This is a genomic window from Methanococcoides vulcani, from assembly GCF_900111645.1.
GTDB lineage: Archaea > Halobacteriota > Methanosarcinia > Methanosarcinales > Methanosarcinaceae > Methanococcoides > Methanococcoides vulcani.
Genome location: NZ_FOHQ01000008.1, coordinates 15446 through 39765 on the forward strand (window position 1 = coordinate 15446; position 24320 = coordinate 39765).

General features: G+C 44.4%; 24 protein-coding genes and 1 tRNA gene. 10 read left to right on the forward strand and 15 right to left on the reverse strand.

The window, feature by feature from the left end:
- Window positions 1-27: 27 nt before the first annotated feature.
- The 6 genes from BMX02_RS10635 to BMX02_RS10660 all read right to left on the reverse strand — a co-directional run bounded on the left by BMX02_RS10635 (window position 28) and on the right by BMX02_RS10660 (window position 5900).
- On the reverse strand, window positions 28-324 hold the full coding sequence (locus tag BMX02_RS10635; protein ID WP_091690666.1) for a 50S ribosomal protein L21e: 297 nt from the start codon (window positions 322-324) through the stop codon (window positions 28-30).
- A 65-nt stretch (window positions 325-389) separates the two neighbouring features.
- Complete coding sequence (locus tag BMX02_RS10640) at window positions 390-1682, reverse strand: tRNA pseudouridine(54/55) synthase Pus10 (protein WP_091690668.1); 1293 nt, start codon at window positions 1680-1682, stop codon at window positions 390-392.
- Window positions 1683-1712: 30 nt separating this feature from the next.
- The gene (trmY, locus tag BMX02_RS10645; protein ID WP_091690669.1) at window positions 1713-2321 is read right to left on the reverse strand and encodes a tRNA (pseudouridine(54)-N(1))-methyltransferase TrmY; all 609 of its coding nucleotides are present in this window, start codon (window positions 2319-2321) and stop codon (window positions 1713-1715) included.
- A gap of 238 nt (window positions 2322-2559) precedes the next feature.
- Window positions 2560-3582 (reverse strand): DUF21 domain-containing protein, encoded by a 1023-nt coding sequence (locus tag BMX02_RS10650; protein WP_091690671.1) that lies wholly within the window; start codon window positions 3580-3582, stop codon window positions 2560-2562.
- A gap of 235 nt (window positions 3583-3817) precedes the next feature.
- Window positions 3818-4318 (reverse strand): META domain-containing protein, encoded by a 501-nt coding sequence (locus tag BMX02_RS10655; protein WP_091690673.1) that lies wholly within the window; start codon window positions 4316-4318, stop codon window positions 3818-3820.
- A 265-nt stretch (window positions 4319-4583) separates the two neighbouring features.
- Complete coding sequence (locus tag BMX02_RS10660) at window positions 4584-5900, reverse strand: invasin domain 3-containing protein (RefSeq protein ID WP_167879258.1); 1317 nt, start codon at window positions 5898-5900, stop codon at window positions 4584-4586.
- A gap of 523 nt (window positions 5901-6423) precedes the next feature.
- Between BMX02_RS10660 and BMX02_RS10665 the strand changes: the two genes are divergently transcribed.
- Both BMX02_RS10665 and BMX02_RS10670 read left to right on the forward strand, forming a co-directional pair.
- Window positions 6424-7203: a TIGR00266 family protein gene (locus BMX02_RS10665; RefSeq protein ID WP_091690676.1), complete on the forward strand. Its 780-nt coding sequence runs from the start codon at window positions 6424-6426 to the stop codon at window positions 7201-7203.
- Between the two features lie 23 nt (window positions 7204-7226).
- Window positions 7227-7859, forward strand: a complete 633-nt coding sequence (locus tag BMX02_RS10670) for a metallophosphoesterase family protein (protein ID WP_091690678.1) — start codon at window positions 7227-7229, stop codon at window positions 7857-7859.
- Window positions 7860-7912: 53 nt separating this feature from the next.
- Here BMX02_RS10670 and BMX02_RS10675 read toward each other — a convergent pair whose 3' ends face one another.
- On the reverse strand, window positions 7913-8659 hold the full coding sequence (locus tag BMX02_RS10675) for an MBL fold metallo-hydrolase (protein ID WP_091690679.1): 747 nt from the start codon (window positions 8657-8659) through the stop codon (window positions 7913-7915).
- Between the two features lie 80 nt (window positions 8660-8739).
- Here BMX02_RS10675 and BMX02_RS10680 point away from each other — a divergent pair.
- The 4 genes from BMX02_RS10680 (at window position 8740) to BMX02_RS10700 (ending at window position 11708) form a co-directional block, all read left to right on the forward strand.
- Window positions 8740-8824: transfer RNA gene (locus BMX02_RS10680), tRNA-Leu, on the forward strand.
- Window positions 8825-9310: 486 nt separating this feature from the next.
- Window positions 9311-10483, forward strand: coding sequence for a PKD domain-containing protein (locus BMX02_RS12025; RefSeq protein WP_342210520.1), 1173 nt, complete (start codon window positions 9311-9313; stop codon window positions 10481-10483).
- A 511-nt stretch (window positions 10484-10994) separates the two neighbouring features.
- Entirely contained in the window at window positions 10995-11414 is a 420-nt protein-coding gene (locus BMX02_RS10695; RefSeq protein WP_091690682.1) for a VOC family protein, read from the forward strand.
- Window positions 11415-11444: 30 nt separating this feature from the next.
- Complete coding sequence (locus tag BMX02_RS10700; protein ID WP_091690684.1) at window positions 11445-11708, forward strand: helix-hairpin-helix domain-containing protein; 264 nt, start codon at window positions 11445-11447, stop codon at window positions 11706-11708.
- 93 nt (window positions 11709-11801) lie between these two features.
- On the opposite strand, the gene BMX02_RS12280 is transcribed toward BMX02_RS10700, so the two are convergent.
- Entirely contained in the window at window positions 11802-11930 is a 129-nt protein-coding gene (locus BMX02_RS12280) for a hypothetical protein (protein ID WP_280176508.1), read from the reverse strand.
- A gap of 72 nt (window positions 11931-12002) precedes the next feature.
- On the opposite strand from BMX02_RS12280, the gene BMX02_RS10705 reads away from it, so the two are divergent.
- Window positions 12003-13397, forward strand: a complete 1395-nt coding sequence (locus tag BMX02_RS10705) for a multiheme c-type cytochrome (RefSeq protein ID WP_091690685.1) — start codon at window positions 12003-12005, stop codon at window positions 13395-13397.
- 346 nt (window positions 13398-13743) lie between these two features.
- Here BMX02_RS10705 and BMX02_RS10710 read toward each other — a convergent pair whose 3' ends face one another.
- From BMX02_RS10710 to BMX02_RS12170, 4 genes are all read right to left on the reverse strand, one after another.
- Window positions 13744-15426: an Ig domain-containing protein gene (locus BMX02_RS10710; protein ID WP_091690687.1), complete on the reverse strand. Its 1683-nt coding sequence runs from the start codon at window positions 15424-15426 to the stop codon at window positions 13744-13746.
- Window positions 15427-15645: 219 nt separating this feature from the next.
- Window positions 15646-16509, reverse strand: a complete 864-nt coding sequence (locus BMX02_RS10715; protein WP_091690688.1) for a hypothetical protein — start codon at window positions 16507-16509, stop codon at window positions 15646-15648.
- Between the two features lie 261 nt (window positions 16510-16770).
- Window positions 16771-17040: a zinc ribbon domain-containing protein gene (locus BMX02_RS10720; RefSeq protein WP_091690690.1), complete on the reverse strand. Its 270-nt coding sequence runs from the start codon at window positions 17038-17040 to the stop codon at window positions 16771-16773.
- A gap of 161 nt (window positions 17041-17201) precedes the next feature.
- Window positions 17202-17402: a hypothetical protein gene (locus BMX02_RS12170; protein WP_244624881.1), complete on the reverse strand. Its 201-nt coding sequence runs from the start codon at window positions 17400-17402 to the stop codon at window positions 17202-17204.
- Window positions 17403-17622: 220 nt separating this feature from the next.
- Between BMX02_RS12170 and BMX02_RS10730 the strand changes: the two genes are divergently transcribed.
- From BMX02_RS10730 to BMX02_RS10740, 3 genes are read left to right on the forward strand one after another with little or no spacing between them, the layout of a single operon-like run.
- A complete protein-coding gene (locus BMX02_RS10730; RefSeq protein ID WP_091690692.1) occupies window positions 17623-18534 on the forward strand; it encodes a 2-oxoacid:acceptor oxidoreductase family protein in 912 nt (303 codons plus the stop codon).
- Entirely contained in the window at window positions 18534-19754 is a 1221-nt protein-coding gene (locus tag BMX02_RS10735) for a pyruvate synthase (protein WP_091690693.1), read from the forward strand. Before BMX02_RS10730 ends, BMX02_RS10735 begins: the two co-directional genes overlap by 1 nt.
- 4 nt (window positions 19755-19758) lie before the next feature.
- On the forward strand, window positions 19759-20694 hold the full coding sequence (locus BMX02_RS10740) for a thiamine pyrophosphate-dependent enzyme (RefSeq protein WP_091690695.1): 936 nt from the start codon (window positions 19759-19761) through the stop codon (window positions 20692-20694).
- Between the two features lie 71 nt (window positions 20695-20765).
- Here BMX02_RS10740 and BMX02_RS10745 read toward each other — a convergent pair whose 3' ends face one another.
- The 3 genes from BMX02_RS10745 to BMX02_RS10755 all read right to left on the reverse strand — a co-directional run bounded on the left by BMX02_RS10745 (window position 20766) and on the right by BMX02_RS10755 (window position 24261).
- Window positions 20766-21947, reverse strand: a complete 1182-nt coding sequence (locus BMX02_RS10745) for a Glu/Leu/Phe/Val family dehydrogenase (protein WP_177165270.1) — start codon at window positions 21945-21947, stop codon at window positions 20766-20768.
- A 64-nt stretch (window positions 21948-22011) separates the two neighbouring features.
- Complete coding sequence (locus tag BMX02_RS10750) at window positions 22012-23685, reverse strand: acetate--CoA ligase (protein ID WP_091690697.1); 1674 nt, start codon at window positions 23683-23685, stop codon at window positions 22012-22014.
- Between the two features lie 60 nt (window positions 23686-23745).
- Window positions 23746-24261, reverse strand: a complete 516-nt coding sequence (locus tag BMX02_RS10755) for an NTPase (RefSeq protein WP_091690698.1) — start codon at window positions 24259-24261, stop codon at window positions 23746-23748.
- Window positions 24262-24320: the final 59 nt, after the last annotated feature.

Genomic DNA, 24320 nt, shown 5'->3' on the forward strand with positions numbered 1-24320 from the left:
AGACTATTGCTAGTCTGGAGCATGAACTTAGTTGTATTTCTGTGGTTTCAGGTGCTGTGGCAGGGAAATGACCTCTTTCATGGCATTTCCATCCCTGACCTGTAAAAGGTAAGCTCTTCCGCGCTGTCCAAGTACCTTACCGGTCTTTCCCTGGAACTTTGCGTTTGGCATTCCCTTCTGTATGCTTGGGTCGATATCGATGTGGACCATCTGTCCGTCTTCGAATTCCTGAATTGCCTTGCTTACAGGAGAGAGTCCCCTTTCCCTAACAGTTTTCTTCAATTTGTACCTAGTACAGCTTCTTTCACCATGTGATGTTGGCATTATTTTCCTCCGTTGTTCAGGTCGTGGATAAGACCTATATTTGATAAATCTGATGGTTTGCCGACTTAAATGTCGACGCCGATGACGTCCAGCTCGGCAACGGTAGCCTGTGTACCGATGAGCCCTGTAAGGCTTGGTACTGTCCTTCCTTCGTCGCTGGATATCAGTTCTTTGACATAGAGGCCACCCTCGCAATGAACTTCGATCATTGCATAGTCCTCGGTCAGTTCGTTAAGCTTTATGTCATGGACGGTTCGCTTACGTACCAGATCAGCCCTTCTGTGGGATACACGCTGTGGTGTTCTCTGGCCGATCTGTGCACCAATGAGATCATTGATGGCCGATCTGAGTTTCTCCTCTGGAATTTGCTCTTTGAATGTAACTTTAAGGTTATAAACTTTATCCGCCTTTGAGCTCTTGAGAGCCTCGATAGTGGCCTTTGGTGTAAAAGTAAGACCAATTACTTCGATCTTGCCTGCAGCACGATCATTGATCTCTTTTTCAACTTTCTTAAGGTCACATGTTCGAAGTAGTGGTTCTACAGCCTCTACAACGAAAGGTCTTCCGGTACCGAGCATCAGGGCATCGATATCCTCACGGCCTGCACCATGGAACTTCGTGTCAGTGCAGCGCAGTGCTTCGATAACAGGGTCCTTGGTAAGCTCATCAACTGATTCGGGATACTGCTTTCCGGTGAAGTTGCATGCCTCGCACCCCTTTCCCTTGCATGACCGGCATGGCCAGCGTGTCTGCGGAATGGTTCGCACAAGTTTCCTGTACCTTCCAAGGATATAGACCGAGCGCACCTGAAGAATGACCTCTTCGTTAGCAATGTCAAGTGTCACGAGTATGTCCGGGGTCTCAAGCTCTACATCTTTATTTGTCCGTTTTGCAATGAGCTTCCCTACTTCACGGTTAAGCTCGGACTTGAACTGTTCTGCATGAGTAGTTTCGGACTCTGTCCAGAGTATCTCCTCGTTCTCGCTCAGGAGTCCGCTCATCTTTGTTCCCACAAGGAAAGTGGAATATTCATAATCCTTAAGTGCGATCTCAGCTCTTTCAGCCCAATCGTCCAGCTTCTCAAAAAGTCCCAGGCATACCCAGCATTTTTCATCTTCGCCTTCCATTTTCAATGACTTGCGGGCGTTAACACTTGAGCTACTCAACTCTTCCAGTATCTCCTTGTCGCCTTCATCCTTGTTCAGGCGGTCGCCTTCCATAGCTAGTGAGAGCTTTACGGCACGTCCTCTTTCATCATTGGTCAATCCGGTGGAGAGCTTTGCGAACTGTCTTCCCATACAGTGGTCACATATGGGTCCTTCCTGGATGATCTTCTTTGCAGTATCGAGTATGTTCACCTGGTCACTTCCTTCTTCCTGTTCCTTATATTATTGGACCTTTCCTGCAATTGTCCTGTCGATCTCATTGTTGATCAGTATTATACAGTGGTCTGCATGTAGTGGTATTGGGCCAAGGGAGATATTCTGTGCTCCCTGTTCATTTATCATTTGTTCTTCCTCTTCAGTGACGCCCATATGGTCACCGAGAATGAACACAGCATTGTCGGTAAGGTCGGAAACTTCGCGTATATCTTCACCATCTTCATGTAAGTAGATAAACCTGCGTCCTGCTTCCCTGAACTCGGACAGGAGGGTGTCAAGGCCACCCCTTCTCATGAAAACTCCGGGTGTAGAGCGTATTTCCCATTCTCCTGCTGTTTTCTGGAGTGCTTTCTTGATAAGTGAACCTGCACTTCTCTCATCCGGGTTCAGGTATCTGATATGCTCTCCGTCAAAACGGACTATCTTTCCGGGATCCGGTTCTCCAAGCAGTACCAGATGAACCTGAACATCCCTTCTCAGATCATGGGATAAGAACAATGATGAGTTTATGCATCTGCAAAGGATATCCATGCGACCGGCTGCTCCGGGCATGTCATTGAGGGAAAAGTCGCCTGTTGTCAAAGCTTTATGGGCAATTATCACAAAATCTCGCATATTTTAGTATCCTGTCTTGTTTTTTGGTGATAACCATGTTTTATTAGATTAAATATATCCTTAGATAACACAAATACTTTTTTTATTTAGTTAATGTGTATTCCGGAATGGTTCTTAATAAGGAATATAGGATAAAAACATATCTACTCTGATCAACATTACTGGCTGGAAATTGCTGACAATTAACATCTATTGAAAGCCTTCATTGTGATGAACAACAAATAAAAAAAGAAGGCGATCATCTCACCCTGTTAACGATACCCCTGAACAGGCGACCAAGTATATCAGAACCTGTTATGACAATCTTTTCAGGATCGTCATCATTCCAGTAAAGTATAAGGTCATTATCTATGACATCATCTTCAGAGTCCACAGGATAGACCTTCAGCTTATGAAGCACATCCCCTATTTTTTCCTTAGGGCTTTTTACGATTATCGGAGCATGGCAATATCGTAATGGATAGAATGGTTTTTTGTAGATGGCATCCCTTATGAACGACGTAGAATCTATTGCTACGACCGGATGGTCGTTCTCATCTACCGCTATTATCCATTTCTTGGCAGGTCTTGCGATCTTCTGAAGCAATTCTTCAAACTCCGGCGTCCCGATCTCCGGAAAGATCGGTCGGTTGTTATATGTATCAATTTCTATTATGGAATTCTGGTCTATGAGGGAACCTTCCTGCTTTATGCTAAGATCATCCAGTGAAAGGAAATTAAGAGCACCAAGTCCTTCCATCTTATCGATGTCACTTGCATCTGCTCTGATATGCTTCTGTAGCATTATCCTCAGGGATGTCTCTTTGAAATACTCAAGTTTCTCTGTACCGAGCCATCTGTCAAGGATCATTGCAGAAGGCTTTGTGAAAGGATACAACAGTATTATGTACAATTTGACAAGAGGTGTTAAGGAAGCACCCATCTTTAAGGCATTTCTTGTGAAATATGCCTGAGGCATTATTTCTCCGAAACAGGTGATGAATACTGTAGAGAATATGAACGCAGAGCTACCTATCATAACTGAATCTGTTAAAAGGGTCAGAAGTACGTTGACACCTACATTACCCCATAATAAGGTAGAAAGGAGCAAATGCGGATCACTTCTTAGTTTTAAGACCTTCTTTGCATGTATGTTGTTAGCTTCGGCCTCTATCTCAAGCCTGAGGCGGCTCAGACCAAAAAGACCAATGGTCAGTCCGGAAAAGATCGCTGATTGGGTAAGACAAAGAACAATAAGTAACCAGATGATGATATCATTCATGATTTACTGTTTCACTCCAGGTAAGAAACATTATTAAACATAATACGGGGGCACAAAATAAAACAATTTCTGTCTTCAAATTTATGCTCTATTAGATCGGAATGGATATCTGATCAGTTTCTTTAAAACAGTTCTTTATAGTTATAGTAATTCATACCTCTGAAATATGGGATAAAGAGGAATTAAGCTCTTCACCCGCATCATGTACAAAATTATAATCGAGAATAGGTGTGTTTCACTGCTCGACTACTTCTCCCTTTACAAAGAGCATTCTGTCGCCGTTCTCTCCAACACCTAGGACAAGCTGATCATTTTCCATTGAGACGGTTGTTACATTGCTCAATAAGGAAAGATACTGGTTATCCAACGAGTCCGGACCACAGTATGCAAGCGTTATTGGTCCTGGTGCTAATGTCAGATCATTTCCTTCCAGTGTGTAGCCTCCTGTTCCAAGGTTGCAGTCTGCCTTAATGGAGTATGTCCCGTCTGACTTCAAAACAAGTGTGTAGTTTTCCGGATCAGGGACTACAGACTGGCTGGCTGGAAGTGTTTCAATTAGTCCTGACCATTGCCATTCGATGTCAATGATCTCGTCAAGGGATACGATATTTTCTTCGTCCTGTTCGGTCTCAACAATGTCGTTCTTATTATCAGTTTCAGTACAACCCACTGCGATCAGGGTACAGGTAAGTACGGCAAAGATAATGAAAATGGATAATAATTTTTGTGCATTCATAATTTGATAACCTCCTGGTTCTCTAAATGTAAATATGTCGAGTTCCTATTTATCGATTACTTAAGCTACAGTTCAATTTGAAGTCTTCAGGTATTGATTTTTATATCTGTGGGATGTTTTGTGGACATCGGTGAAAAGTGCTCCTCCAAAGTAATAGCAAAATTTCCATCTACAGATATCTTATGAATTTAGAAAATATTCTACATATTGAAAATTTGATCAAACTCCAGCTATTCGAATGTATGGAGCGTTTCAACATTATAATTTAATCTGCAGTGTACTCAATTGTAATGCTGTTTTCTAGAAGCTGTTCACATCTTGCTTTTACTTCGACGATACCAGCTGATTCAGAAGCTGTTAATAGCGCTGTGGTAGAAGAATGACCTTTTTTGATACGGACAGGTGATTCCAGATCCCCACTGCTGGTTTCCAGTTCGATCGTTACATCTTCTGGTACTGGTATGTAAATGCCATTCTGATCTTTAATGCTGATCGTGATCACTGATGTTGATCTGCCGTCAGCAGGAATTCCTGGTGGATCAGCTGTCAATTCCAGATCGATCTTTGGTATCTTTTTGAGGTTGCAGTGAACAGGTGTTGTTCTATTTGTGAGAACATCAGCTTCTTTTCTACATTCGAAATAGCCGAATTTAGTAAAATCAATATGGTGTTTTCCCACCGGGATCTCAAACATTGTTGCAGGCGATAGTCCTGTATAGATCCCATCAAGGTGGATCAGGGACGATTCCGGATCAGAGGTTGCATGGATCGATCCGGTCTCCTCCTTTTTCATTTTTTCCTTGTTCTTTTTTCTTAGCTTCAATATTCCTAAAGCAGTGGCAATGAACAGAACTGCTGTGATCAATATCAATTCCCATGAAATGCCATCGTAGCGTTCGTTCTCGTGTTCAAAGTAAACTTCCATGGTAAGCTCTTCAGACCAGGTTCCGGTATTGTCCTGTACTGAAAAGTGGTATATTCCTTCTGTAACTTCATCAGGATCAAGTACAAAGTAGCAGCTACTGCCGGACGAGAACAGGCTTTCGCCTACAGGAAGTGTCCAGCGGCATTGAACAATTTCACCATCCTCATCGGTACCATATCCTTCAAGGACAACAGTATTTCCTTTAATGACCGTAGTTGTATCACTTTCAATATGTGCAGCAGGTGGAATGTTTCCATCGCTGGGTTGTATCACACTCATTTCGGGATATTCAAGATAGATGTATCCTTTTCCATCTCCATTGCCACTTATGACCGAGATCTTCCATATTGTGCCCCTGGAGATCTCTTCCTCAGAAACGGTATAGCTCAAAGTCAGCACTTCATTTGATCTGCCCCATATTTCCTTCTTTAACTCACCGGTTGGGATGAACTCCAGTCTTATCACAAGTTCCTGGATATTCCCGTCCAGAAAAGTTTCAGAATATATCATCCCCGTTTCATCGACTTCGAATTCGATCACATGGGGATTTTCAGGATCGATGGCGATCTGTTCTTCGAAGGAGGCTGCACTTGCACTGGCTGAAAAAGCTACAATCACAATGAATGCAAGAAATATGTGTATTTTTTTGACTCCCAATCCCATTTCCCCCATCTGTGCTATTTCAGATTTTCAACATTGGCTTCTATTTAGTTGATCCTATCAGGCGGAAGGCAGGATCACTTCCAGCAATTTGGATCCTGTGCGAACAGGTCTCCTGTGAATGCAGAGGCAGCAGCCCGACATCTGCCCTGGCAATGTCACAGATGATAGTAGAAGATATACCCTTTTTACATTCCCCGTATTTTTATTTTCCCTCTTTATATTTCAACTTATTGGTGACGTCTGCCATTGGTTTTAGTATTTATTATATTGGATTTATTATACTCGTTTATAATTAGTATTCTTTTTTCCATCCATTGGAGCATCTTCTAAATAGTTAATTTCTTTATATTGTGTTCTTTTTAGCTATTTGAAACTCTAATATATTGCAATATTTCAGCATGCTTGAACTGTAACACTTATATGATGCCTACAATACGTTTATTTGCTTTTAAATGCAATATTTCTGCAGAGGGGACTTTCCGGATTGAGGATGTTGTCCCATAGAGGAGTACTAATAATGGCAGATGAGATCGATTATAAGATTCATGGAAATGAGATGCAGCTGGTGGAGATCGGCCTTGATAAAGGAGAAACAGTAAGAGCCGAGGCCGGAGCGATGATGTTCATGGGAGATGGCATTAAGATGGAGACCTCTACAGGCGGTGGGATCCTGAAAGGCCTTAAAAGAGCATTCTCCGGTGAGAGCTTCTTCATAACTTCATTTACCCAGACCGGAAACGGAAAGGGAAGTGTTGCTTTCGGTGCTCCGTATCCGGGAAAGATCGTGCCTATAGATCTCACAGAAGAAGGTGGCAGCTTCCTCTGCCAGAAGGACTCTTTCCTTTGTGCTGCTGATGGTATCGATATTTCGATAGCTTTCTCCAAGAGGATCGGAGCCGGTCTTTTCGGTGGGGAAGGTTTCATTCTCCAGAGGCTTCACGGTGATGGCCTTGCATTCGTCCATGCTGGCGGTACTATACTGAAAAAGGAGCTTGCACCGGGAGAGACCCTGAGGGTTGATACAGGATGCCTGGTGGCATTCTCTGAAAGCATCGACTACGACATCCAGTTCGTGGGCGGTTTCAAGAACGCGCTTTTCGGAGGCGAGGGTATGGTACTGGCAACGGTCAAGGGACCGGGTAAAGTGTATCTCCAGAGCCTGCCGTTCTCACGCCTTGCTGACAGGATCGCTGCAGCCATCGGTTCCGGGGAATCAAACAGAGGCGAACGAGGCGGCATATCCGGAATCGGTGAAGGTGCACTCGGTGGCATCCTTGGAGGCGACCGGAAGTTCTAACGGTCTTTTTCGAGGTGTGAAAAATGAGGATACTTGCCCTTGCGGATGTACATGGAGATCCTTCCCATATCGATGGCCTGCTGGAGAAGGCAGGTGAGATCGATCTTACGGTGATCAGCGGGGACCTGACCCAGTTCGGTCCTGCCAGTGAAGCTGAGAAATTGCTTTCGATGTTCGATGTCCCTGTCCTTGCAGTCCCCGGGAACTGTGACCCGGAAGAGATCATGGAAGCTATCGATTCATCGGATGCGGTGAACCTGCATAATGCTGTGAAGAAGATAGACGACTTTACGTTCATAGGAATGGGCGGTTCCTGCCCAACCCCGTTCAACACCCCCTTCGAGCTTGAGGAGGATGAGATCGAAAAAACCCTTGAGCCACTTTTTGCAGATGCTGACGGCACTGTTGTGCTGGTCTCTCACACACCTCCCAGAGGTTTGCTGGATGATGTGTCCGGTGAGAATGTGGGAAGCACAGCCGTGGCAAAGTTCTTTGATCGTGCAAAGCTTGTGATCTGTGCGCATATCCATGAGGCAAGGGGATTCGCCAGATCCGGCGATACTTTCCTTGTAAATCCCGGCATGGCAGCACAGGGATATGGTGCTTTGATCGAGCTGGATCACGATAATGTAAGCGTGGTCTTCCTCGAGGACTGAGCTTAACAAGTTCGACCAGCTTCAATAGATCGATCGGGTCCTATCGGACTCGATCAGATCTCAACAACCATGAGGTCGGAGGGTATGTGAACCTCCCCCTCGAACTCTTCTTTCAGGTATTCAAGAGCTTCTTCCTCATGACCCTGCATGTGAGGATAAAGGTGTGTAAGATATACTGCCCTGATGCCTGTATCTTTAATGTAAGGCCTCAACATGTCAGGCGTGGTGTGATTCGTCATTTCAAAGTCCAGCGGGAACGAGCATTCGTGGATAAGCATATCGCAACCCTGTGCCATTTCCATGATGTCATCACAAGGCTCAGTGTCCCCGGAATAGACCACGATCTGGCCGTCATACCGAACCTGATACGCCAATGAGGGCACACTGTGGATCCCGGCGGCACATTTCACATCGCACGTATCGGTAAGCCTGAATTCTTCCCCCGGTGATACTTCAACGACATTGATGCTGACCTTTTCCTTCATGTATGGATAGATGTCCATGAGCCTGTCAAGCCACTCCCGCGTACCTGCCGGACCATAGATGATGGCATCGAACTTATCACACAGCCAGTTTGCCTTGAGCAGACACATCACATCAGCCACATGGTCCAGGTGTAGATGTGAAAGCACAATGGTATCGATGTCCGTATGCTTGTTCCCGCTTTCGAATATACGGTTCAGGATACCTCCCCCGCAGTCGAACAGGACCTTCTTCTCACCGATCTCCATAAGGAGTCCTGATTGCACCCTGCCCTTCTGTGGTATCGCCACACCGGTTCCAAGAAATGTTATCTTCATGCTTCATTAGAATAAGGCTTAAGTAACTTAACTTTAATTATGGGATGTTCAACGGCACAAGGCGACCGTTCTATTTCTATGCGGGGGTCGCCCAGCTAGGTCAAAGGCGCCAGACTTAAGATCTGGTATCGAAGGATTTCGAGGGTTCGAATCCCTCCCCCCGCACTTGTTTTTCGGGATATATACAAAGAAAAATATGGCAACGGGGTTTTGCGATTGATTCGCACAACCACTAGTTCCAAAATATCACCCTTAAAATTATTTTGTCCCATCCTTCTAGCCTCTCCCTCACATTAGCATTTAATGTAAATGGCTTGTCACTCTTGGCATTCTGCTTCATGTAATGCAAAGTGTGACAAGCAGCTCTTGTATTTTGTAAAAACTTGAGGTTCGAATTATTATAGAATATTATATTATATTATATTATTATCGAGATACTCAAATAATTATATATGGTTATAAACCTACAACCTCTCAGATAAGGAGGGTGTATCCATCAAACTCATTACAATAATCGCTATATTTTTACTTCTGCTTGGTCTTGGTTGTTCCAATTCAACTGCAGCAGACGTAGCACTTAAATCATCAACTCAAATCGTCACAACCGGTGAAAGCTTCACTGTAGATGTTTTTATAACACCAGATACTGCAATTGCAGGATTACAGTTCGATCTCGAATTTGACAGCTCAAAAATACAGATAGATAGCGTATCTGAAGGAAGACTCTTAAGCCAAAATGGAATTTCAACATTTTTCAACGACGGAAACATAGACAACAATGCCGGAATACTTTCAGGTGTTTTCGGATCGGCAATTGGTCCTTCAAGCGTCTTAGAGCCTGAGTCATTTGCAAGCATCACAATGAGTGTAAAAGAGCAGGCTACAAGCACATCAACAATATTTCTGAAAAACGTGATCATAAGTGACCCATCAGGAAATCCCATAGATGTCCAGATCACAGATCTAACTCTGACTATTAATGAAGTCCCTGTAGCAGTTATCAATAGCCCCTCTGAGGTTAATGAAGGTGATCTGGTACCCTTTAGTGCCTCAGGTTCCTATGATTCCGATGGTGTTGAACTGACATCATATGAATGGGACTTTAGTGACGGAACGACAGCTTCCGGCTCGGAAGTCACACATGTTTATGCAACCAACGGCATCTATATAGTAACATTGACGGTCACCGATAATGAGGGCACATCTACATCTGACACTCTTATAGTAACGGTAAACAATGTTGCACCAGTTGTGGATGCAGGAACAGACCAGACCGCTAACATGGGTGAAGAAGTTGTTTTTTCAGGAAGCTTTGATGATCCTGGATCCTTCGATACTCACATAATTTTATGGGACTTCGGAGATGGTGAAACTGTAGAAGGTACATTAACACCTGCTCACACTTATGCTGGTAGTGGCGTTTACAACTTGATTTTGACTATAACCGATAATGACGGTGCATCTACATCAGATACCGCAACGGTAACAGTATCTGACACCAATGCCATTTCGATTGACAGCATCAGCATGTCAATGGTGGAAAATTACAAATTCTGGAAGTGGACCCGGATACACGCCACAGCAGAGGTAAAGATTGTTGATGCCACTGGCAGTCCGATTAATGGTGCAACGGTCTCCGGCCAATGGAGCGGTGCGACCAGCGACAGTGATTCTGGAGTAACTGGCAGTAATGGAAAGGTCACTTTAGACTCCAAGAATGTGTGGGGATCTGAACCAAGAACATTCACCTTTACAGTGAACGATGTTTCCCATACAATCCAATGGGACGGTGAGACAAAATCCGGCACAATAACGTATCAATGAGAGCATTTGTACTCATGAGGAGAAAGGAGTAATCTCCTCTTTTTTATTAATTTAAAGTACTCATTGCTCCCATCACGATTTGATTTGAAAGTCAAATCTTCTTCCTTTGTTTTTTCTTTTCAAATAAGCCAAAGCACTTCTATGCATGATTTCAATTTCTGTTTTTGTGCACAGTATAACCATACACAACTTCAAATACCGCGTTTTGTGCTTCCGACAAAATCACTCCTAATTTACTCCACGTCTCCAACCTCTCCCCCACATGCGAATTGAGAGTAAACGGCTCATCACTCCTGGCATTCTGCTCCATGTAATGGAGAGTATCCTTAGAGGATCCCATTTTCTTCCTATAGTGCTCCACACTAAGAAAGTATAACATCTCACTACCCGATGGAACGTGGAGGAGGATAATAAACGCCATCTAAAACTGTTCAAACCAGAACACATCAAAAAGAAAAAGGCCAAATATTATGCAAAACAATCTTTCAAATTATAAAGGGGGACGAAAATAATGGAATTAAATAAACTTACACCAAACTTAATGGTTGATGATGTAAACAAGACAGTTGGATTCTATAAAGATGTTCTTGGATTTGAATTTGTTATGGCTGTGCCAAAGGATAGCCAAGAAGTTCTAATGGAAATGCCAAAAGACAAGCAACTGATTTATGCATTAATGAAAAGTGGCGATGTGCAACTGATGTTTCAGGCAAAAGATAGCCTTTCTGAAGATATTCCTGTATTTAAAGATAGGGGGATTGGCGCATCATTAACACTTTATATTGAAGTGGATAATGTTAAAGAGCTATCTGAGGCACTGGAAGAAAAAGTTGAAATCGTCAAAGAATTGCATACAACATTTTACGGGATGCAGGAGTTTTATATCAAAGATTGTAATGGTTATGTTTTGGGATTTGCGGAGAGTCTTTGATATTAATAATTTCTCGTTAATTTTTGAACAATGACTCTATCGAAACCAGATGATCTTGAACGGATTCCGGGTGTTGGGAGCAAGATAGCTCAGGAGCTACGGGGTCTGGGCATTCATTCAATTGAGGATTTGAAGGGAAAGAATCCCGAGGAGCTTTACTTCAAGCTTTCCACCCGAAAAGGAACGTATGTCGATAGATGCGTACTCTATGTATTTCGCTGTGCTGTGTACTATGCTTCAAACAAGGACCATGATCCTGAACTATTGAAATGGTGGAACTGGAAGGATGTATGAAATCTCTTGCAGCTTTCACCAGTGCATGGACATTTTCAGAAGGAGCATTCGTTGGACATTCACATCTAATTCCTGTTCATCAATATTGTTAGCTTACTTGCCAATGTAAACAACTCCATTAGCATGAACACACTTCCTCCCAAGAACTCCAATCTCACCATCGAACTCATGCTCAGTATGTTCCACATAATGCATAATTGTCCTGCCACACCTTTTTATCAAGGTTCTGTCTATTATTTTATTGGAGTATATCTCGTATCATCCTACAGAGTTATTAAAAATATGGAGTGAAGCATGAAGGTCGCATATTTATTAACATGGACACTGGTCTTACTTTTTGTCCTGATAACACAAAATGGTGCAGCATCCGAGCATGATTCGGATAGTTGCTTGGACTGTCACACCTCTATAGGCAAGTTTCCGGCGATAATAGATGACTGGAAGAACAGTAAACATGCAGAATATGGTGTGTCATGTGGGGACTGTCACATTGCTGATCCTGCTGACCCCGATGCCACGGCGCACATGGGATCTTACATCTCGCCTGTGGTATCAGCAAGTGATTGTGGATCCTGTCATGTCGCAGAGTTCGAAGAGAACACTCGGAGTTTGCATGCTCTTGGTGCCAAATACTATGAACTGGATTTTGACAATGAGGGATTACCATATCTTGAAAGCAAAATAGCAGTTGATGGAGAGACAATTGTAAACCATGATGCTACGGTTAACGGCTGTCAGGCATGCCATGGTACTAACATGACCGGAAAGAGTACAGATGACCCCAGCGTATGGCCAAATAATGGGATTGGTAGAATAAATCCGGATGGCAGCCTTGGATCGTGTGCCTCCTGTCACACACGTCATCTATTCTCAGTGGAAGAAGCACGAAAACCTGAGTCGTGTGAACAATGCCATCTCGGACCGGACCATCCCCAAGCCGAAATATTCTTTGAATCGAAGCATGGAAGCATCTATAATACCGAAGGCGATGAATGGAACTGGGATTATGAGGAATGGGTGGCTGGAGAGGATTATAGGACACCTACCTGTGCTGTCTGTCATATGTCGGGAACAGATGAACTAGATCCTACTCATGATGTGAGTTCACGTCTTTCATGGGAACTTGAGACTCCGATATCCAGACGTACTGACAACACAGCAAATGTACTTGGAACCTCCATCAGCGATGGGTCTACGTGGCAGGAAAAGCGTGATCGAATGTATTCAGTGTGTGAACAGTGCCACTCAGATGACTGGATTGCAAACTACTACGAAAATGCAGATACTGCTGTCGAGTTATATAACAGGAAATACACAGATTCAAAATTGATCGTTGAAGAGCTGAGAGAAGAAGGATTACTGACCGAGCAGGACTTTGATGAGCCGATCGAATTCAAAATATATGAGATGTGGCATCATGAGGGTAGGCGTGCAAGAATGGGGGCATTCATGCTAGGTCCGGATTTTGTCCAGTGGCATGGTTTCTATGAGCTCCTGAAGGATAAAGCTGAACTTGAAGAAATGGCAGAACAGATCAGGCTCAATGCCGAACTAGAGTCCCAGCTTGGAACTGAAGGAACTTCTACAGGAAACGATGTGGATACTTCCAGCTTGCCAGGATTCAAGGCTCTGTTTGCAATTGCATGCATATTTGGTGCCGTATTCGTATCTTTAAGAAAGAGAGGTTGATGCCTTATCACTAAATAGCTCTGTAGAAAGCCTACTATTATTAAAATTTATAATTATAACCGAGGATTTCTGCGGAGTATTTTTTTATTCATGTTTGTTCCTAATGTCCATACCTTTTCTTATTGCTTCATTAAAGGCCTGTGTACAGCATTTTCCAGTAGAGTTCTCGACCTTGCATTGTGATCAAATCTTTCCGTTGATTGAGACAATGATATCTTTCATGTTGTCAAGTCTCTTATTGACCACAGTCTCAATTACCTGATCTTCAATTATGTTATTGCAACCGCTTAAAAAAAGTAACCTCAAGCTTAGGATGAACATAAAAAAAGATTAGAAGGATTGTTTATCAATCCTTCCTTCTGTAAATAACATACCCTGCCAGCAGCCCACCGATTGCCAGCAGCCCACCGATTGCTGGAAGCATGCTGGATCCTGAAGTTGCTTCAACTTCTTCCTGTGATTCATGGGTTTCTTCAACAACTTCTTCTTCGGAAGATTCCTCATCAGGAACTACTACGGTTGCATTATTGGTAGCATCTGAACCGGAAGCTGTATTCTCTTCCTCCTCTTCAGTTTCTTCCTGAATTGGTATGATTTCCGCAGTGCCAGCGCCTCCAGAGGAACCGCCTCCAGTGCCAACATTATTGACAGTGATACTAATTATCTCCGAATCATTCAGGATACCATCGGAAACAGTAAAGTTAACCGAATAAACTCCAGACTGGGAATCGGAAGGTGTCCACGAAAATGCACCTGTACTGTCATTCAATGTAGCACCTGTTGGAAGATTGTCGGAAGTATAGATGAGAATGTCGCCGGAGTTAACATCATTGGCAGTGACCGTGAAGGTTAGTGGGTTATTCTCATTAACACTTTTATCACCGATTGGGGACAGCACAGGAGCGTAGTTTTCGTTTACCTTAACAAGCCACATGTCATTATCTGCACCAGTCTCTGCGGTACCGGCTACAATATACCCGTCGGAGGTCTGCTGGACAGAATATGCATAATCATGATTACCGCCGTCAAAGGTAATATTCCAGTCCTCGGAACCTGTGGAGTCGGTCTTAACAAGCCACATGTCCCGATTTGCCTCATTCTCTGTGTAACCGGCTACAATATACCCGTCGTCGGAGGTCTGCTGGACAGAATATGCCCCATCATCTTCAACGCCGCCGTCAAAGGTAACATTCCAGACCTCGGAACCTGTGGAGTCGGTCTTAACAAGCCACATGTCCCGATCTGCGCTATTGTTTGTGTAACCGGTCACAATATACCCGTCGTCGGAGGTTTGCTGGACAGAATATGAATAATCATCATAACCGCCGTCAAAGGTAACATTCCAGACCTCGGAACCTGTGGAGTCGGTCTTAACAAGCCATATGTCATAACTTGTACCACTATATGTGGTACCGGCTACAATATACCCGTCGTCGGAGGTTTGCTGGACAGATCTTGCATAATCATCATCACCGCCGTCAAAGGTAACATTCCAGTCCTCGGAACCTGTGGAGTCGGTCTTAACAAGTAATATGTCCCAATCTGCGCTACTATTTGTGTAACCGGTCACAATATACCCGTCGTCAGAGGTCTGCTGGAGAGAAGTTGCATAATCAGAAGATCCACTATCAAAGGTAACATTCCAGACCTCGGAACCGGTGAGATTTGTCTTAACAAGCCACATGTCCCGATCTGCGCCAGTCTCTGTGGTACCGGCTACAATATACCCGTCTAAGGTCTGCTGGACAGAATATATAATATCGTCATCAGTAACGCCGCAGTTAAAGGTAACATTCCAGACCTCGGAACCTGTGGAGTCGGTCTTAACAAGCCACATGTCATTATTTGCGCTATTATTTGTGTAACCGGCTACAATATATCCGTCGGAGGTCTGCTGGACAGAATTTGCTATATCATCATTACCGGCATCAAAGATAACATTCCAATCCTCAACAACTCCCTCGGCGGCTGAAGCTCCCGTGGTCACTAACGTTAAAAGTACTACTAAAATCATTACATATATTTTCATTTGAATAATTCCCCCAAACAAATATCTTCGTTTATTTTATTTAAGTATTGGTGTTAGCATATATTGGTCAATCGCAGGATATCGGTAACAGATTTTTGCAGCACGAAAATATGGGAGAAAATCATGGATTGATGCAATAGAGGGATAATCAGCAAATCAGCGTCTGCTTCAAATCTATGAATTCAGTTTCAAACCTTAAAAAATGGGAAAGTAAAATGGTTAGACTCTAATCAGCCCAAGCAAACCCAAAGTATAGAACAATAATAACAAAAGTGCGGCAGTTGCCTCTCTTTTTGTCCATTCTTTCTCTCCGTTTACAAGTCCTTTCAATGCGGATATGTAACTTATGAGTTGATCATTTTCATGATATTTTGCTTTCCTTGCTTCTTTTACCTCGGCGATCGACAGGCATATCCAAAGAAGGAATACGTATCCTGCCATCAGGGAAAGTAATGAAAAATCCGGATGTGACCATGTTCCAAGTGTTTCTCCTGCAATTTCATTAAGGACTGTGAAGAATCCTGTAAAGTAGGCAAGTCTTAACAGGTTGAAATTTCTAAACAGCATAAATGAAATTATGAATTTAATAGATATGATTAGAGGATTCTTTGTCAGATCAAAGAATGTGTAGTCTGCCAGTATAAGCAGAACAAAACTTAAGATGACAAAATGATCTGTAAAATGGAACCATTTCGATCTTGAATATTGTTTTTCGAATATCTTCCAGAGATTGTAAGATGACCAGAATATTGTTCCATACCCGGGCAATATCCAGATCGGAACATTTCCTATTGCACCATTGAGGTATGTGAAATATCCGTATTGTACGCCCAATAATTCATTTATGAACCCAAAAACGGATGCTATCACAAGGAACGTTTTTCCTTCGATCTTGCTGTTCTTCCAAAAAATGATCCATAATACAGAGAGTATAATTGCAGGAGCAAATTCATCTTTTGTCCGGATATAATATGCAAGAATGCCAAGTATTGTAAAAAGCATGAACAGACAAAAGTATAATGGAGTATTGACAAGTATTCTGCTTTTGTTTTCAATATATCTCAGGGGGACTAATCCATTCATAAACAGAACTCCTTGATCTTACACCAATGTTCATTTCATTTTTTGTTCAAATAATAATTTTAACAAGTTGAAATAGATCATCTGTTAATGTTTCTAATTATGTTGTGCCTTTAAAGGTGATTGGAGGGAGCGTCAGGCATATCGATAGCTATCTCCCCAATTTACCAGCCTTTATCTCACATGAGCGTTGAAAGCAAATGGCTTATCACTAATGGTATTCTGCTTCATGCAATGTAACACTAATAAAGTAAAATTTAAGAATTACTTCCATCTCTTTAATTTTGGAATATTCTGTTGGCTCAGTTTTTTTGCTTCTTCCAGAGGCATAATTCCATATTCATCCATTGCTTTGGAACATAGGTCGATCATTTCTTCCAAAGTAATGTCAGGTTGTGTGAATTCGCCATTCTGGTAGCAATAATTGCAATATTCTTCACTCTTTGACCTATCGACATTAGTTCCAAAATCTTCGTCCTTCCCAAAAGGCATTCCACAACTCTGGCAAAAGACCATACCTTCCAGTTCTTCCATATCCGTGTTTTACCCCTACTCCATTAGTTAAGTACCCATTTTATCATTGTACAGCAGACTATATCAATTCGACTGTAGAAAAATATGATACTTGGTCTTAACAACACCCTCTCCAATTCTCCAAACGCTTCTGGACATGAGCATTGAGAGTAAATGGCTTATCACGAATGGCATTCTGCTTCATGTAATGCAAAGTACCCCTTAGAAAATCTCATCTTCTTGCATTCAGCATAGGGCATATCAAGGATCTTCTTCCTCAACAGATCGAAATCATCCCTTTCACTCACATAAACAGGTTTCATGAACTCAACAACTTTCCTTTTCCCACCAAGATGATGGTTTAACTCTCTTGCCTTCAACAATAAAACAGACCTCCAAGAACTATTCTTCTCTCTATACTCGACCTTGCGGTTCATCATAGAATTAAATTCATCAGTAACTTCCCTTGCTTCTGTTGGTCTTTACCTCAATGAAAAGCTTTCAGTCCTCACAAAATACCCTGATACCATCGACCCATATAGCTCAGAAAAATGATGAGAGGTTTTTTATACACATAAAATCCTAAATATATTGGGGGTTTAAATGCTCAGGTTGAGATTCCACGGCAGGGGTGGCCAGGGAGCAAAGGTTGCCAGCAGAGTACTCGGGACAGCCGCATTTCTGGACGGATACAATGCTCAGGATTTCCCATTGTATGGGGCTGAGAAAAGGGGGGCACCGATCACTGCCTTTACCCGCATATCCAGAGAGAACATCATGGAGCGGGGCGTAATATCAGAGCCGGATATTGTAATAGTTATGGACGAAACCCTCCTGTCAGATCCTCAGGCTATGCCGTTGTCAGGACTTAAAAAGGGTGGAATCATTTTTGTCAACACTCCCAATAGTCCTCTGGAAACCAAGGAAAGGTACAATATTGCAGATCATGTGATAACACTGGATATAACAAAGATCAGCCTTGATATGATCGGAAACCCCGTCCTCAGCGGCCTTGCAGCTGCTGTTGCCTCCAGGATCGTCGGTATTGGAGAGGATGCTTTTAGGGGTGCCGTGGAAAAGGAGCTATCCGGGATCATATCGGACAGGGAGCTTTTAGTAAAAAATACAGAGGCTGCCCTTTATTGTTACAATGCCATCATGCCTGTCCAGATAAAAACTGCTGAGAGCATCCGGGAAGGGGAGAATGTTATCACCATACCTTTCGAAATTGCTCTTGTATCCAGTCCTGCCATAAATGCTACCGGCAATACCCCTTTGCGAAGAACGGGAAACTGGCGAGTATTCAGACCTGTCTGGGATTATGAAGTCTGCACCAGGTGCATGACCTGTGTTGCCAGGTGTCCTGATGGTTGTATCCATGTAAATGAAGACGGATATCCATACGCGGATTACGACAATTGTAAGGGATGTCTGATATGCGTAGAGGAATGTCCGGCAAAGGCCATCAATAAAGTGCGGGAGATGCATTCCCGCTCCGGAGAGGGGGATCGATAATGGGAAAAGAGATGCTTACCGGTAACGGTGCCGCTGCCTGGGGAGTTCGGCTGGCAGAAGTGGATTATATTCCGGCCTATCCTATAACTCCCCAGACGGAGATCATCGAGACAATAGCAAAGTGGATATCCGAAGGGTCTATGGATGCGAGTTTTGTCACCATGGACTCGGAACATTCCATGGTTACGGCAGCAGGTGCTGCTTCAGCCACAGGGGTCAGGGTCTTCACAACCACATCCAGCCAGGGGCTGTTGTATGGTTTTGAGATGCTCTATACAGTGGCAGGATGGCGGGTCCCTCTGGTGATGGTCAATGTATCGAGGGGATTGTCCTCACCGATCACCCTGGGACCTGACCATAACGATATTCTGGCACTCAGGGATACGGGATTCTTACAGATACATTGCGAGACCTGCCAGGAGGTACTTGATTCGATCCTGATGGCGTACAAACTGGCAGAGGATGAACGGGTGCTCTTGCCGGTCATGGTGAACATGGACGGTTTTTACCTCTCATTTACCAGAGAAAACGTGGAGATCCCGGATGTAGGGACGGTCAGAAGTTTCCTGTCGGAATACCAGCCGGAACATGCCTTTTTCAAGGCAGGTCAGCCCATGGCCCAGGGAGTGGCGGTCCTTGGCGGAGAGTTCTATTCCTATTTCAAATACCAGATGCATCTTGCAAGTCAGAATGCACTGGATGTCTACAAGGAGGTGTGCGGTGAATTCGAAAAGAAATTTGACAGGAAATACGGCACCATTGAAGAATATATGCTGGAAGATGCCGAATATGTCCTTGTCATGACAAACTCTTTTTCCACCCTTGGGAAAGCTGCCGTGAAAAGAGCACGAGAGAAAGGGATCAAGGCAGGGTTATTGAGGCTGAGGGTCCTGAGACCATTTCCGGACCCTGATATAAAGAATGCATTGAAAGGGAAAAAGGCTGTGGCTGTCATAGACCAGAACATCAGCGTAGGCAAGGGAGGGATCATCTATTCAGAGATAGGCGGTTGCCTGTTCAATGAGAAAAACAGGCCCCTTTTGCTCTCTTTCATTGGAGGGCTTGGGGGGAAAAACATCAGTCAGGAAGAATTCGAGTTTATCTTTGACAAAATTGTCAGTGCAGTGGATACGGAAATTGTAGAGCCTCCTTATCTCTTGTATACGGAAAATGAGTGGAAAGATATGACAAAATTGAAAGAGACCGCAGGGAAGGAATAAAGATATGGATACAGCAACCATCAGATCCATAAGGGAGCTACCAGCCGAAGAGAACATGTTACCAGGAACTCCTGCATGTGCAGGTTGTGGTGGTCTCCTTACACTGAGGCATTGCCTGAAGGCACTGGGGGAAAAGATCGTTATCGTAAATGCTGCAGGCTGTTTTACCCTCCTTTCCATATATCCATTCACACCATTCAAGAATTCCTGGCTTTATACGGCAATGGCCTGTGCACCTGCCGGAGCCCAGGGGGTTCGGGATGCTCTGGATATATTGATCAAAAAGGGAAAAATAGAACCGGAAGAGGATCTGAAGGTGGTTGTGCTGACCGGTGACGGTTCTGCATACGATATGGCTCTCTCGTCCACATCCGGGGCCATTTATCGCAACCTGGATTTCTATTATATCTGTTATGATAACGAGGCGTATGGGAATACCGGATTCCAGCACTCAGGGGCGACACCCTTTGCGTCAAGGACAGCAACAACCCCGCCCGGAAGGACGAGACCAGTTGGCTCACAGCTTCAAAAGAAGAACCTGTTTGATATCTGGAACAGTCACAGACCGCCCTACCTTGCAACCATCTCACCGGCCTATCCTGTTGACCTGATGAACAAGTTCAGAAAAGCCGAACAATTTAAAGGTCCAAAACTTTTCATATCCCATACCCCCTGCCCCCCCGGATGGGGATTTGATCCATCCAACTCCGTCAGACTTGCAAAGTTGTCAGTTGAGACAGGGCTCTGGCCATTAAAAGAATCTGTTCATGGTAAGGTGGAACATACATTTGTCCCAAAGAAATTCAAGCCTGTGGAAGATTACCTGAAAGAGCAGGAAAAATTCGCCCATCTTTTCAAACCGGTAAGGCAGGAGGATACCCTGAAAAGTATGCAGGAGATGGTGAATGGGTACTGGAGACGATATAAGCTTCTTCCTTAACACCATATCCATAGCCATTGTCGGGGCATGAGCTTCTCCAACGATAGGGAAACGGTCATCCCATTTAGTCATTATACGAACCCCGGAGCTGACGAGAACAGGGACCATCGTCTATAACCCATAGCTTTGCGGATCCTCGTCAGAGCAAGATCCACAGCGGCTTCCCTGGGAAGTATACCTTTGCTTGTCGATTCCTTCAGCATAATTCTGGTATTAATACGCACTTTCGCTTCTATGGCCTGAAGTACTGCACATTCACTGGATCCTTCATACTCCATGGCAGCGCAGATCACCCCGCCTGCATTGGCAATGAAATCCGGAACACATAGGATCCCTTTTTCGTGAAGGTATTCCTCAGCTCCAGGGGTGATGGGTATGTTGGCACCTTCAACCACAAGCTTTGTTCTCAGGCGATGAACATTATCCTCATTCAGAACATCAGGGCGGGCTGCCGGGATCCAGATGTCACAATCAATGTCTATAACCGCATCACGCTCAAGCCTCTCCCCTTCAGGATGATTGACCACACTTCCTCCGGCTTCCTTCAACGTGATCAATGCATCAACATCAAGCCCTTCAGGGTTGTATATGGTGCCCAGGGAATCCGCCACTGCCACCAGTACGGCCCCATTTTCCGTAAGGAAGCGGGCTGCATTCTTACCCACTGCACCAAATCCCTGAACTACAATTCGAGCCCCTTCCAGTTTGAAGTCACAGAATTCCAGGGCAACTTCCGTGGCATGCCTGAGACCCCACCCGGTAGCCCCTATCTCGTCTAAGGGGATTCCACCGATCACCCTGGGCAATCCTGCTGCCCTGCCGATCTCATCCTTCACACAGGCCATGCAATCCTCATCCGTACCCATGTCCGGGGCAAAGATGTACTCCTTAATTTCTCTCAGTGAGGAAGCCAGTGCCCTCATAAGTTCAATCTTTTTTTCAGGTGCCATCTTCGGGTCACCATAGACAACAACCTTTCCCCCGCCATAGGGAAGACCTGCGGCTGCATTCTTCAGTGTCATAGCCCTTGCAAGACGAAAACACTCCTCTGTGCTAACATCAGGAGCCATGCGTACCCCTCCAATAGAAGGCCCGGCTGCCACATTATCCACCACCAACACCGCCTTCAGTCCAACAGACGGTTCATATATATGGATGATCTTGCTCGGTCCAAGCTCATCCGCAAATCGAAAGATATCTTCCGTATCAACCCCTCCCTTAAAAGTCTCCTGATTCACAAGATTACAGGACATTATATTGTATTTTCTCTCTCCTGAATAATAATATTTGCCGATCGACCGCCTTTCCATCTTTATTTTAATCCGCTCTTTCCCACAGGCCCCTTTCCTTTAGCTTTTCGATCACATCCCTTTTTGTCTCGAACTCGGTGGTCCTGAGTTCTCTGCGCTTGATCTTGCCACTGATGGTCTTTGGAAGTTCCCTGACAAACTCGACCTCCCTTGGATACTTATATGGAGCGGTCACCTCTTTGACATGCTGCTGGATATCCTTAATAAGTTCTTCAGATGGCTCGTACCCCTTCCTCAGGACTACAAAAACCTTAACAACCTCCCCTCTTATCGGGTCCGGACTCGGGATCATAGCAGATTCAAGGACTGCCTCATGCGAATCTACTGCACTTTCAACCTCAAATGGACCGATCCTGTACCCCGAGCTTATACAGACATCATCAGCCCTTGATTCAAACCATATATATCCGGCTTCATCCATCATTGCAAGGTCACCGGTCAAATACCAGTTTCCAACGAAGCATTCAGCCGTTTTTTCCGGTTTGTTGTGATATCCTTTGAAAAGCATCGGATGATCCCTTGCGACAGCAATTGTTCCTTTTTCGCCTGAGGGTAACTTTTCACCTGTCTCTGGATCGACAATTGCCCCCTCGACCCCGGGTGTAAACCTGCCCATGGAACCTGGTTTTATCTCCATTCCGGGCAAATTGCAGGCGATGACACAAGTTTCCGTTTGTCCGTACCCCTCTCGCACAGATACCCCGAACTTTTCGTCGAAGAACTTAATGATGCCTGGTGTGCAGGGCTCCCCGGCAGTTAAAATAACCTTCAGGTCCTTCAGATCGTATCTCTGGTCCGCATCTTCGATCGTTGCCATGGCCCTGAGTTCCGTTGGGGTCAGACATGCCCTGTTTATCTTCCATCTATCAAGCAGCTCAAACCATTTTTCAGGTTCAAATCTACCTGAGTAATGGAAGTTGGTAGCCCCTGCATCTAAAACAGCTCCGAATGGTCCCCAATACCATTTTGCCCATCCGGGTTCTGTTGTAGCCCAGCATAGCTCGTCTGATTGAGTATTCCACCAATAATATCTATTCAGCCTGTCGAAGCAGTACATCAATGAATGGGTATGCGATACTCCCTTTGGTGCACCCGTAGTCCCGGAGGTGTAGTTGATGGCTAAAGGGTCACTTGCGGTAAGTGATGCGATCCTCAGATCTCTCGACGCAGAATAAATTTCCTGTTGATAATCTCTCCATCCTTCCCTCTGACCTGAAAAGAAAAGGTTGATAACCGGGATTTTGTCTTTTATTGCATCTACCTCATCAGCAACTGCCGGATCATCTGTTATCAAAGCCTTTACTCCGGCATCCAGTATCCTATATTCTATATCTTTACCCCTGAGCATAATTGTACCGGGAACGACAACGCCACCTATAGCCCAGATACCGATACTTACAGCATAAACATCCGTTCTCCTAGGAAGTATTACCAGAACCCGATCACCTTTATGGATGCCTGAACCCTGAAGGACATTTCCAAACCTCATGGCATTGTCCCATACCTCCCAGTATGCTGCTTTCTCAATCATTCCGTCCGGATGCTCGGTAATTGCCATCAACTTTGTTCTATCCTTTGCCCATCCCCTTATGATATCAACAAAATTGTAATCTTCAGGAATATCCCAATTGAGCTTCCTTCTCTCCTCTTCATAGTCGAATGCTGCTTTTTCCTTCCCCATTTAATTATCCCCTTTTGATGGATATGCTCATCCAAAATATGAATTCCCATCTTTCTTTTCTTATTCTCTGCCTTGCCGGAATCTCGCGGCAATCCTATCAGGCAGATCGTCCCGATCAACCTCATCAACCGTCAGGACCTCGAACTCCTCCCTTATCCTCTGCGCCAGCGGATGTTTGCTCGATCTATGAAGTACAGCAAGTATCGGCCTGTCCGAATCAAGAATCTCCTCCACAGCCCGGACGAAGTTCTCCGACTTGAGTTCCATGGGTCCGACTTCATCCATAACCACAAGATCACAACCAAGGGCATGCCTGATCGCCTCTGCACCTATGCCGTCAAGGTCTTCAAGGTTCACATGATATTTCCCCAGCTTCGGGCCGGTGCATTTGACATGGCTTAGGATACCTTTCCTGCCTGTATCTATATCCTCTATCGAAAACCCCTGGCGTTTGCCGTCCACACGCATCTCTGCGGCCCGGATGCCACAGGCTTTTAGATCAAGTTTCTCCACAACCCTTGTCACTACCGTTGATTTCCCCACGCCGGGCTTTCCTGTCACCGCTATTCGAAGCATCTGGAATCCCTCCCATATAGAAAAGATGGATCGAGTGGTATTTAAGTTGAATTGGTATC